Annotated in this window: 10 protein-coding genes and 1 pseudogene; 4 read left to right on the forward strand and 7 right to left on the reverse strand. The window is 70.5% G+C overall.

The genetic code is table 11. The annotated features are described in order from the left end of the window. Positions 1–52: 52 nt before the first annotated feature. Positions 53–1,420 carry a PQQ-dependent sugar dehydrogenase gene (locus B207_RS0110415; protein ID WP_018636473.1) on the reverse strand — a complete coding sequence of 456 codons (1,368 nt, stop codon included), beginning with the start codon at positions 1,418–1,420 and terminating at the stop codon, positions 53–55. A gap of 161 nt (positions 1,421–1,581) precedes the next feature. After that, positions 1,582–1,986 (reverse strand): SgcJ/EcaC family oxidoreductase, encoded by a 405-nt coding sequence (locus B207_RS0110420; RefSeq protein WP_018636474.1) that lies wholly within the window; start codon positions 1,984–1,986, stop codon positions 1,582–1,584. Between the two features lie 265 nt (positions 1,987–2,251). On the opposite strand from B207_RS0110420, the pseudogene B207_RS41285 reads away from it, so the two are divergent. Continuing rightward, positions 2,252–2,401, forward strand: a pseudogene (locus tag B207_RS41285) (MscL family protein); the annotation flags it as partial. Positions 2,402–2,512: 111 nt separating this feature from the next. Here B207_RS41285 and B207_RS0110425 read toward each other — a convergent pair. The 4 genes from B207_RS0110425 to B207_RS0110440 form a co-directional block, all read right to left on the reverse strand. Beyond that, entirely contained in the window at positions 2,513–4,054 is a 1,542-nt protein-coding gene (locus B207_RS0110425) for an alpha/beta hydrolase domain-containing protein (RefSeq protein WP_026310912.1), read from the reverse strand. A gap of 230 nt (positions 4,055–4,284) precedes the next feature. After that, positions 4,285–5,037, reverse strand: a complete 753-nt coding sequence (locus tag B207_RS0110430; protein ID WP_018636476.1) for an AraC family transcriptional regulator — start codon at positions 5,035–5,037, stop codon at positions 4,285–4,287. A 62-nt stretch (positions 5,038–5,099) separates the two neighbouring features. Then, positions 5,100–5,402, reverse strand: coding sequence for a putative quinol monooxygenase (locus B207_RS0110435; RefSeq protein ID WP_018636477.1), 303 nt, complete (start codon positions 5,400–5,402; stop codon positions 5,100–5,102). Between the two features lie 204 nt (positions 5,403–5,606). After that, positions 5,607–6,524, reverse strand: a complete 918-nt coding sequence (locus tag B207_RS0110440; protein ID WP_195905275.1) for a glycoside hydrolase family 5 protein — start codon at positions 6,522–6,524, stop codon at positions 5,607–5,609. Between the two features lies 1 nt (position 6,525). On the opposite strand from B207_RS0110440, the gene B207_RS40585 reads away from it, so the two are divergent. From B207_RS40585 to B207_RS0110455, 3 genes are all read left to right on the forward strand, one after another. Next, on the forward strand, positions 6,526–6,864 hold the full coding sequence (locus tag B207_RS40585; protein ID WP_195905276.1) for a hypothetical protein: 339 nt from the start codon (positions 6,526–6,528) through the stop codon (positions 6,862–6,864). Between the two features lie 512 nt (positions 6,865–7,376). Beyond that, the gene (locus B207_RS0110450; RefSeq protein ID WP_018636480.1) at positions 7,377–9,434 is read left to right on the forward strand and encodes an NAD(+) synthase; all 2,058 of its coding nucleotides are present in this window, start codon (positions 7,377–7,379) and stop codon (positions 9,432–9,434) included. 100 nt (positions 9,435–9,534) lie between these two features. After that, positions 9,535–10,425 carry a helix-turn-helix transcriptional regulator gene (locus B207_RS0110455; RefSeq protein ID WP_018636481.1) on the forward strand — a complete coding sequence of 297 codons (891 nt, stop codon included), beginning with the start codon at positions 9,535–9,537 and terminating at the stop codon, positions 10,423–10,425. Between the two features lie 46 nt (positions 10,426–10,471). Here B207_RS0110455 and B207_RS0110460 read toward each other — a convergent pair whose 3' ends face one another. Beyond that, positions 10,472–11,680, reverse strand: a complete 1,209-nt coding sequence (locus tag B207_RS0110460) for an aldo/keto reductase (RefSeq protein ID WP_018636482.1) — start codon at positions 11,678–11,680, stop codon at positions 10,472–10,474. Positions 11,681–11,719 lie beyond the last annotated feature (39 nt).

Raw genomic sequence — 11,719 nt, forward strand, 5'->3', positions numbered from 1 at the left:
GCGCTGCTGCCACGCTCACCGCTGTCCTTCGAGGAAGCGCACCGCGGCTCGTTCAGCCTGCGGGGGGAGCAAGCCGGTACACGGCGCCGGCGGCGTCGTCGGTGATGTAGACCGCGCTGTCGGGTCCAGCGATCGCGGCGACCGGGCGGCCCCAGCGGGAGCCGTCCGCGGCCTGGAATCCGCCTACCAGGGTCTGCTGCCCGCCCAGGTCGCCGTCGCGCCAGGGAAAGAACGACACCTCCGGGGCCCGCGGCGGCGACGCGTTCCACGAGCCGTGTACGCCCACCAGCGCGCCGGAGGCGTAGTCGCCCGGGAGGTCTCCGTCGACGAACGACAGGCCGAGCGGTGCGGAGTGGCCGGGCAGTGCCTGTTCGACCGGCGGGAGTGCCGCGCAGTCGAGCAGCTGGCCGTCCGGGTTCAGCTGGATGTCACGGACGAACGGCACGTCGGAGAAGTCCTGACGCGAACCGCGGACACCGGGGTCGACGTCGGCGTCCGGGTTGCAGTAGGGCCAGCCCAGGTTCCGCCCGGGGGTGAGTCTCGCGAAGGGCTCCACCGGATGGTCCCGGACATACTCTTCGATCACTCGCCCCTGCGCTGATCCCGAGTCGTCGCCGTAGGGGCGGTCGTACGGGAACGGGATGTTGTCCCGGTTGTTGACCGCGGTCCAGACCGCCCCGTCGGGTGCGACGCCGAGGGCGGTGCCGTTGCGGACACCCACGGCGAACGGCTCCGGCGGCCCGCCGCCCGGTGGCACCCGCAGGATCGAGGCCCGCGGTGGTGTCGCCGTCAGATCGTCGACGCTGATGTTGCCGGTCGAGCCGACCGAGACGTAGACCGACCCGTCCTGGCCGACGGCGACGCTTTTCAGCGCGTGGGCATATCGCCCGCGCAGGTCCGGGCTGCGGGCGTTGGGCAGGTCTGTCGCCACCGGACGCGGGTTCGTGGCCTGTCCGTCCGCGTAGGTGTAGGCGTCGACACGGTCGCTCTGTGCGACGTACAGGGTCGAGTCGGCGAACGCGAGGCCGTGCGGCTGGTTCAGTCCGGTCAGCAGCTCGGACACGGCCGCGGTGCCTCGTCCGTCGGGCACCAGCCGAACGACGGTGCCGTTCTCCGGCACGGAGACGAGCAGGGTGCCGTCCGGGGCCCAGGCCGCATGCCGGGCCGACGGGACCCTGGCGAACACGGACAGTGTCCAGCCGGGAGGCACGAGCGCCTGCCGCTGCGTGTCCAGCGGAGCGGCGTCCATCCCCGCCGGGACGGCGAGGGTCACTGACTCCAGCCCCGACGCGGCGACGGAAGGGGTCGCCACCCCCACCTCACTGCCAGTGCTCGGAGCGGGAGGAGACGAGTCCGACCCGCAGGCCGCCGCGAGAAACGCGACAGCCACCGCCAGCACCGGAAGGCGCCCGATCGTCATGCAGACTCCCTTTGACGGGGCTGACGGCAGCCAGCCGCCGACTACGCTAGAGCCGCCATCCGACGACTGGGAGATTCCCCTGGGACCCCCTTCCGGATGCCTGGCGCCGGAGTCGAGGCGGGGCGCCGGTGCGCTGCACCGGAGTGGGTGGGACCGGCGCCTTACGGACGGGTGACGGGAGTGTTCTGACCGACTCGGATCCGCCAGGGCCCGCCGTTCATCGTGAGAACGACTGTGAACATCGCTTCCATCGGGTCCGTGTCAGTCTCGACAAGGGCACCATCCGCCGCGAGGGAACGTTGCCGTGAGTGGACCACGGCCACGTCGGTGGACAGAAAGATCGTGCTGAGCACGAGGTACCGCACGCGCACGTGTTCGAGAGGCCCGCCTGGCCCGAAGACGAACTCCTGGGCGCGGTAGAGGTCCGCCTTGCCGTGGACGAGCTGCCCACCGAAGTTGACAAAGACGGGTTCGTCGGCGAACAGGTCGTTCATCGCCCGTGCGTCGTTCGTGTTGAACGCGTGCTCGTACGCGCCCAACAGGGCCGAGGGGTCGTTCGCCGCCACGGACTCTCGCTGAGGATTCGTCACCGGACCAGTCCAGAACCTCAAGCATGGTCGAGGTCAACACCCCATCGAACGAAGATCGGAGATCCTGGGTCGCACCGGTGCCCGCCCAGTTCGGCAGGTGGTCGGGCTTTCGCGGGCGGCGGCTACCACCAGCAGCGGTTAGATCCCGCTTCGCCGGAGATAACCGGACTCGGCACCGACCTCGGCATCCGCCGAGGTCCTGCCCCGCCGGAATGTCCCCTCGGGAGGTCAGGGAGCGCCCGTGTTCGGTCTCAGGAGGTTCGTCGACCACGGCCGAGGGGTCGTCGAACCGACCACCCGGCTCATCCGGCCCGGCCTCACCGGGTTCAAGCAGTTCCTCATGCGGGGCAACATCGTCGACCTCGCGGTCGCGGTCGTCAGCAGCGCTGCGCACCGTTCGCCACGGCCGGACAGCCGTCCTCGACGGTGGACTGCCGGCGGGTGTGCCGACGGCAGTCCACCGTCGCAGGCCTGGCCTGCTTCCCGGTACCGCAGGGCCCGGTCAGCCGCCGATGGTGGAGTTACTGGCCGCGGTGACGATGGTCCTGGCATCCGCAGGCGTCAGGAAGCCTCGGAGCACCGACGTCCACGCCGCCGCCCGCACCTTGTTCACATAGTCGGCGTGGGTCGGATAGAGCTGGCTGAGCACCGGCTCCGCGGTCTGCGGCGCGGTCGGGTTGGACGGGTCGCCCGCGTCGTGCCTGTCCCAGGGGTCGGTGTCGCCGTTCCAGGGGTCGGTCGCACCGAACAGTCCGCAGAACAGGGCCGCCAGGCCCTCGGCGTGGCGCTGTCCGGACAGGGTCCTGGTGGGCACCGTGACGTCAGGAAGCCGGACGCCGCCGCGGGCGAGCCCGGTCGCGGGGTCACGGACCGGTGTGCTGCCCTCCATGGCGAGGAGCGCGCCGGTGGCCGGCGCTGGCCCACCGCGTATCCACCGGTTCATGGCCGACAGTGCGGCGTTCAGGGAGTAGTGCGCCGGGCCGTCGTTGATCGGGGCCGTGTTCGCCCCGCAGTCCCGGGGCGGAACGGGCCTGCCGAACATGCGCTCGTACACGGGCTGCCCGGTGGTGAGAAGCCACTGGTCGGCATGGGAGGTGCCGGCGAGCTCCCAGGTGTGCACAGTCGCCGAGTCCGGCTGCCGGGCTGACACATGGAGTGTCATGTCGGTCTCGGTCAGCACGACGAAGGTCGGCACCCTCAGATCGGTGCGGATGAGGGTCGGGTTGGGCATCCTTTCGGACGGGTCGGCGCTCAGCGGCGTCGGTACCGCCATGTTGCTGTGGATGAGATACCCGTCGTACACCCGGGCCACCGGAGCCACCGCGTTGACGTAGGTCGTCAGGCGCATCGCGGACTGGGACTCGCCGACCCCGAGCAGTTTCCTGAATTTCAGTGTCCCCAGCGGGTTCGGCCCGTTCGGAGTGCGCAGTGCCTGCGCCGCCTGCGAGAAGATGTCGTACGAGTACTGGTCGCCGGGGTGGTTGAGGGTTCCGTATCGAGCCTGGTCCCAGGCTTTGAGGCCGGGGTATTCTCCCGCCGCGTTGATGCCGAGCTGCTGGGCGGAGACTCCGACGTAGGCGTAGCCGGAGCGCAGGATCTCCTCGCGCATGGTCGTCCAGTCCACCTGCGCGTCGATGCCGCCGCTGACGTTGAACCACTCGACCAGGACGGTCCCGTTGAACTTCGCCGGGTCCGCCGGATAACGGACCAGCATGCGGCTCTGATAGGGAGCCTGCGTGCCTGGAGTCACCTGCCAGCGCCCATCCGACCCGAACGCGCCGTTCCTGTTGTAGGCGGTAGCCGTGCCACCGAACAGGAACTCACGCTCCACGTACCCCTTGGCAGCGAGAAGCGCCGGTTCCTCCGCCTGGAACGGGAAGCCGTGGCTACCGGCCGCCGGCACGGTGATCGCCGGGGACGCGACGGCGCCCGCCCTCGGGGCCGCGTGTGCCGACGAGGCGCAGACCGCCAGCATCGGAATCGCGCATGCTGTCGCACCGAGGAGCGCGGTAAAGCGCCTACCCAGTAATCGCAAATATGACATCCGGACCTCCATCGAATTCGGTGTCGAGATTGGAGGCTCTCATTCTTTCGTCGAGATGATCCGGATGTCGCGGAAGTCCTCGCCGCCGGCACCGAGGTGCCACCGTTCCGGGCACCGATGAAGTGGAACAGAAAGGCTTCACCCCGTCGGGCGTACGTGGCGTCCGACAGGCGAAGGAATCTCGCCGGCGTGTCAGGACACGCGGGCCACCTCGGAGGCGCGGACTTCGTCTACGGCCGGAAGCTGGCCCGGTACTGCGTGGGGGTTCGGCCGGTGAGTTCCCGGAAAGCGGCGTTGAACGCGGACAACGACGTGTAGCCGACCCTGAAGGCGATCGTGGTCACGGCGGTGTCGTCCGCGGCAAGCTGCTCGATCGCGGACATCACCCTCATCCGGCGCAGCACCGCCCGCCAGCTCATACCGGTCTCGGCCTCGAAGCGCCGTGCCAGTGACCTCGGTGTGAGGCCCACTTCCGCGGCGACGTCCTCGAAGCGGATCTCGCCGCCCAGCCGCTCCTCGGTGAACCGCAGGGCACGCCGCGTCTCCAGGGAACGCCCCGCCGGGACGGCGACCGGGCTGGGGCGCGCCGCCAGCCGCCAGGTGACCGCGGCGAGCGCGGTGAACATCGTCCTCGCGTATGCCGTGAGCGGTTCCTCCCCCTCGCCCCACATGCCGCACTCGGCAACCAGTGCGTGTGCCAGCGGGCTGAGGTCGAACACCGCCAGCGGCGCTGGCGGTGTCGGGACGAATCCCGTGTCGAACAGGATCGACGCGCTGGTCACCGGCTGCGGGATGCTCACCCGGATCGGCCGGCCCGCCTCGATCAGCGCGGCCCGGGCTGGTGGCAGCACCCACGTCCGGCCCCGCGCCTCCAGCCGCAGGGCCCCGGTGGAGGCGCAGAGCAGGTAGTGCCGGTCCAGGCAGAGGTCGCGGACGGCTTCCGGCGCGAGCGCACGGACGAAGCCGAACGCCTCGCGGGTCACCGAAAGCCTCGCACCGGGCGATCGTAGGAGTCGGTCGTAGCCAGCAGCGCAGGGCGCTTCCGTCAGGCGACCGTCTCCAGCAGCTCCGCGCGAAAGCGCCGGCTCACCGGTGTTCCGGTCATGATCGGTCGAAGCACCGCACCGGTCCGCGCGAAGCACTCCGACCGCTGGTAACCGGCGAACGACGCCTCGTCATCCCACTCGTGGACAACGGTGGTCCGGGTCTGGTCATCACGCGACGCGTACACCCGGAACGCTCGATTTCCCGGCATCGAGCGCACCTGGTCACACTCGTTGTCGAGGTGGGCGAGGGCCATCGGGCGGTCAGCCGCGGCGGTGTCGAAGTCGACGATGGCGATGAACATGGAGGTACCTCCTGGATCGGGCGGTGTCCGCCGGGTCTGGAACGCCCTCGATTCTCGGCCGGTGCCCGCCCGACCGGCCTCCGTCAACCGGACGCGTTCACGCTCCCACCGGACGGATGTGCCCCGGTGGCGGTCCGCGGACGGGGCGCCGCGACGCGAGCCCACCCGGCGCCGGGTGGGCTCGCGTCGCGACATGAGGAGTCATCACAGGGAGAGCAGGTGCGTCCGCAGGCCCTCCCCGTAGGCGGTCGGTGTGCCCGCGTAGTCCCTGATCAGCGCGGGGAACCCGCTGCAGTCGTGGGTGTTCCACGCCCAGCCCAGGTAGCTGTCACTGTGGGCGTCGAGCCAGGTCATCGTCTGGTCGCTGAAGGAGTGGTTGCAGTCGCTGTCCCCGAACTCGCCCGCGACCAGCGGGACGGCGGCGGAGACCGGCGCGATCTGGGCGTCGAAGCAGGACACCGTCACGCACCCGCCGAAGTCGTACATGTGCCAGCCCGCGGCCAGGTTGCCGGTCGGGTCGGTCGGCCTGTTCGCCAGCCAGCCGGTGAGGTCACCACCCCAGCCGTTGCCGGTTGCCAGGACGATGTTCGTGGCGCCGGTGCTGCGGACAGCGTCGAGCATGTCCTGCATACCGGCCACCTGGTAGCCGATGCCGCAGTCGCCGCCGTCACGCCAGCAGGCCCAGGAGATGTCGTGGGGTTCGTTGTAGAGGTCGAACAGGACGGACGAGTTTCCCCTGAACGTCGTCGCGACCGACCGCCAGAAGTCGGGGGCGTGGTCGGCGTCGGCCATCTGCCGCTGACCCGTCGCATGCTCCGTCCCCGGAGCAGCCCAGTGCAGGTCGAGAACAGCCGCCATACCGTGAGCGTTCAGCCGGCCGACGAAATCGACGATCGCCTGCCGGTAGACCGCGCCGGAGTACTGCGCGGGCGCGCCGTTGATACCGAGCCAACACGTCTCGTTCAGCGGGATCCGCACGGCGTTGGCCTTCCAGGACGCGATGGCCGCCACGGAGGCGTCGTCGCTGGGGCCGTCGAACAGCCCCCAGCCCTGGATACAGGCGTATTCGGTACCGGATCGGTTCACGCCGAGCAGTCGTACCGGCGCCCCCGAGCGATCCACGATGGAGGTGCCGGAAACCCGCAGACCGGTGGGAGTCCCCGCACCAGGACCAGTCGGCGGCGCAGTCGTCGCCGCTGATGCCGGGCTGGAGGTGGATGCGGACGGCGTGGTGGTGGCCGGGAGCGAGGTGGTCACCGCCGACGGGGACGCGGTGGGTGAGGAGCCCGCAGGCGCCGTCGTCGAGACAGGCCCGCCGGGAGACTGCGGCCCAGTGGTGGTCGCGGTCGGGCTGGCGGTGGGGCCGGAACCGCCGCCACCCGCCATGGGTGTACAGCCGGCGACGACCATCAACGCGGCGCAGGCGATACCGAGGACTCCGGCTCGCCGGAGCATCGGCTGATGCCGCTCCGTCGGACCGCGTCGGACAACCGGTGTTCGGTTCATCTGTGGCTCCTCGGAAAACGTGTCGACCTTTTCGGACGTCAGCCGACAGAATCCGGATACCTGAACCGCCCACCGGTGGTGAACAGTCCCGGAGGCAACCGGAGCCGTGTCGGCTTTATCGCCCCCCGGCGCGAGCCCCACAGAATCTGTCGCTGGGACGGTCGAAAGGGTTGCCGGTCATTCCGAAAAGTCACGAACTACATCTGTCCTCCGGACAGCGAACGAACGGCCGGCCCGCACCCGCACAAGCACCCGGACCTCCTGCGCCGCCGGCGAGGGACGATGCGCCCGGCCAGGTCGGCCTCGCCGACGGTCTCCGCCGCAGCACCACCGGCCGGTGCCGGGGCGAGGCGGCATGCTGCCCCTGGTCGCTCCCGACGAGGGGCGGCAACCGCTGGGCGAACTCCGAGGCCCGCGGACTCTAGCCTCGTAGACACGCACAACAGGTCGATTGATCCAGGAGGCGCTGTGCGGCTGGGAGAATTCGGGGCGATCCACAGTCACGGTCTGGTCCGGGTCGCGGCGGCGACGCCGGTCGTCGCGACCGCCGACCCCGCGCGCAACGCCGCAGCGACGATCGCGCTGGCGCGGCAGGCCGACGCGGAGGGCGTGGACCTGGTCGTCTATCCCGAACTGGGTCTGTCGTCGTACGCGATCGACGACCTGCTTCTGCAGGACGCCCTGTTGGACGGCGTGGAGGAGGCGGTGTCGACTGTCTGTGAGGCCACCCGCGACCTCGGCCCCCTCCTGCTGGTCGGTGCTCCCGTCCGTTGCCGGGGACGGCTGTACAACACCGCGCTGGCGATCTCCCGCGGGCGCGTCCTCGGCGTGGTGCCGAAGTCGTTTCTGCCCAACTATCGCGAGTACTACGAGAAGCGGTGGTTCGCGCCGGGAGCCGGTGTCACCGGCCAGGACGTCACGATCGCCGGGCAGACGGCGCCCTTCGGCACCGACCTGATCTTCGCCGCGACGGACCTGCCGGAGCTCGTGGTCGGCGTCGAGATCTGTGAGGACTACTGGGCGCCGATCCCGCCCTCCTCCTACGCGGCGCTGGCCGGCGCGACGCTGCTGGCCAACCTGTCGGCGTCGAACATCGTCGTGGGCAAGTCCGCCGACCGCGCCCACCTCTCCGCGGCCCAGTCGGCGCGTGCGATGGCGGTGTACGTCTATTCGGCTGCCGGCACCGGGGAGAGCACCACCGACCTCGCCTGGGACGGGCAGGGCACCGTCCACGAACTCGGTGACCTGCTCGCCCAGTCGGAACGGTTCGCCGAGGGCGCCCAGCTTCTCGTCACCGACGTCGACCTCGCCCGCGTGCGGCTCGAGCGGATGCGGACCGGGACGTTCAACGACAGCGCCGTTGCCCATGACCGTCCGGAGCGTCACTTCCGGACAGTCCGGTTCGAGCACCGGCCACACCGGCGTGATGTCGGGCTGCGGCGCTCCCAGCGCCGGTTCCCGTTCGTTCCCGACACCCGCGAGCGCCTCGACCTCGACTGTTACGAGGCTTTCAACATCCAGGTGCACGGCCTCGCGCGGCGGTTTCAGGCGACCGGCGGCGGCAGGATGGTGATCGGTGTCTCCGGCGGCCTCGACTCGACGCACGCACTGATCGTCGCGGCCAAGGCCTGCGACCGGCTCGGTGTCCCGCGTACGTCGATCCTCGGGTACACCATGCCGGGTTTCGCCACCGGGCAGGAGACCAGGGCGAACGCCTGGGCGCTGATGCGCGCGCTCGGCATCGAGGCGGCGGAGATCGACATTCGTCCCGCCGCCCGCCAGCTGCTCGCGGATCTCGGGCACCCGGCGGCGCAGGGCGAGCCGGTGTACGACATCACGTTCGAGAACGTGCAGGCCGGTCTGCGCACGGACTACCTGTTCCGGCTGGCCAACCAGCGCGGCGGTTTCGTCGTCGGCACCGGTGATCTCAGCGAGTTGGCACTGGGCTGGTGCACCTACGGCGTCGGCGACCAGATGAGCCACTACGCCGTCAACGCGGGGGTGCCGAAGACCCTGATCCAGTACCTCATCCGGTGGACGGTGTCCACGGGCCAGTTCGACGAGGCCACCGGCAGCCTGCTGACCGCGATCCTCGGCACGGAGATCTCGCCGGAGCTGGTGCCCGCCGACGAGGAGACCGGCGCGATGCAGAGCACGGAGGACCGGATCGGGCCGTACGAGCTGCACGACTTCTTCCTGTTCCACATTCTGCGGTACGGGTTGCCGCCGTCGAAGGTGGCGTTCCTGGCCTGGCACGCGTGGCGTGAGGCCGACGCGGGCCGCTGGCCGGCCGGCTTTCCGGCAGAGGGGCGGCACGCCTACGAACTGTCGACCATCGTCCACTGGCTCGAGGCGTTCCTCACCCGCTTCTTCCAGCTGTCGCAGTTCAAACGCTCGGCGCTGCCCAACGGCCCGAAGGTCTCGGCGGGCGGCACGCTGTCACCCCGAGGGGACTGGCGCGCACCGTCGGACGCCAGTGCCGCCGTGTGGCTGGCCGAGCTCAGAGCGAACGGGCCGGCGGTCTGAGGCACGCCCCGGAGCCCCGGGTCCGCCCCGGTCCGCACGCGACCACGGCAGGACCCGAACCTGCCGGAACTGTGCCCGGAGCTGTACCTAGCCTGGAGAGATGGACAACCGCAGCGAGGCCCGCGCGTTCCTCACCTCACGCCGGGCGCGGATCAGCCCGGATCAGGTCGAGATCCCCGCGCACGGGAACCGTCGGGTCGCCGGCCTGCGCCGCGGTGAGGTCGCCGCGCTCGCCGGCGTCAGCGTCGAGTACTACACCCGCCTGGAACGCGGCAACCTCGCCGGGGTCTCCGCCACCGTCCTGGACGCCGTCGCCCGCGCGCTGCGGCTCGACGAGATCGAACGCGCGCACCTGCACGACCTGGCCCGCGCCGCCAGCCCGGTCGCGGCGCGCACCCGCCGGCACGGCGGCACACCGACGATCCGGCCGGCCGTCCGCCGGGTCCTGGACTCGATGACCGGCGTGCCCGTCATCCTGGCCAACCACAGCTTCGACATCCTCGCCGCCAACCCGCTGGGCCACGCCCTCTACTCCCCCATGTTCACGGCCGCGACGCGGCCGGTGAACTCCCTGCGGTTCGTCTTCCTCGATCCACGCGCCCGGGTGTTCTACCCGGAATGGCAGCAGGTGGCCCGTCAGTCCGTCGGTGCGCTGCGGATCGCGGCCACCAGGGATCCGCACGATCCGCAGCTGATGAACCTCGTCGGTGACCTTTCCCGGCGCAGCGAGCCCTTCCGCACCTGGTGGGATTCCCATGAGGTCTTCGTGCACCGCCATGGCACGAAACGCTTCCGCCACCCCGCGATCGGCGAGCTCGAACTCGCCCATGAGGCCTTCGAGCTTCCCGGCGAGGAGACCCTGATCATCGTGACCTACACCGCCGAGGCGGGAACACCCTCCGGTGACGGTCTCGAACTGCTGGCGAGCTGGGCCGCGGCGGCGCGGGACGACGGTGCGAGCAGCGCCCGGGTCCACGGCCAGGCGGACTGACGCACCAGCGAAGGCCGGGCCCTTCGAGACCCGACCGCCCGGGGCGTCAGGGGGCGGGTGCCTCGACCCCCGACATGGCGAGTACCGGTGCCGGCAGCCGCTCGCCGTGAATGGTGATCGCGTCGAGGGCGGTGGTGAACTCCCGCAGCTCGTCGCCGCTGAACGTCACCTCCTCCGTTCCGATGTTCTCCAGGAGATGGGATGTCCGGGTGGCGCTCGGGATGGGGACGATCCACGGCTTCTGCGCCTGCAGCCAGGCAAGAGAGATCTGGGCGGGCGTTGCTCCCCTGCGCACACCCCAGTCCTGCAGCAGCTGCACCAGGGGCATGTTCTCCGGCATGTTCTCCGGCGAATGGCGAGGCACGGCCGCCCGGAAGTCACCCTGGGCGAACCGTGTGTAGGGGTTGATCGTGCCGGTGGTGAACCCGTACGCGAGCGGAGCCCAGCACACGAACCCGATACCCAGTTCCTCGCACAGCGGGATGATCTGCTGTTCTGGTCCCCGCCACATCAGGTTGTACTCGTTCTGGACCGCGGCGAGCGGCTCCACGGCGTGCGCACGGCGCACGGTCTGCGGGCCCGGCTCGGACAGGCCCCAGTGCCGGACCTTCCCCGCGGAGATCAGGTCCTTCACGGTGCCCGCGACGTCCTCGATCGGCACCGTCGGATCGACGCGGTGCTGGTACAGCAGGTCGATCCGGTCCGTCCGCAGGCGCTCCAGCATGCCGTCGACCGCCTGCCGGATGTTGTCCGGACGGCTGTTGAGACCGCCGCGCCGCTGGCCTGTCGCCGGGTCGATGTCCCACCCGAACTTCGACGCGATCACGACCCGGTCCCGGACCGGTTCGAGGGCTTCCCCGAGGATGCGCTCGGACTCGAACGGGCCGTACGCCTCGGCGGTGTCGAACAGGGTCACGCCCTGGTCGACGGCCGTCCGGATGATCGTGACCATGTCCGCCCGGCTGCTCACCGGGCCGTAGAGGTTACCCGGCATGGTCTGACAGCCCAGGCCGACGCTGGAGACCTCCAGGGAGCCGAGCCTGCGACGAGCGGCCAACGTGGTCGCCGTCGTCGCGGTGCTCGCCGCCCGGCCGTCCGGTGTGGGCGTACCCGCAGCCGCGGAGGCCTCTCCGTCGGAGGAGCAGCCGACCAGCCCGGCGACAAGCGGAGTCGCCAGCCCGGCCGCGCCCAGCAGGAACCCGCGGCGGCCGTGGCCGGGTCGACGGCCCGGCAGGATGTTGCTGTCCTCAGGCACTGGTCACCCTCTCGTCGACGTTGCCGATCGTGTGACTCG

The organism is Parafrankia elaeagni, from assembly GCF_000374165.1.
Classification (GTDB): domain Bacteria; phylum Actinomycetota; class Actinomycetes; order Frankiales; family Frankiaceae; genus Parafrankia; species Parafrankia elaeagni.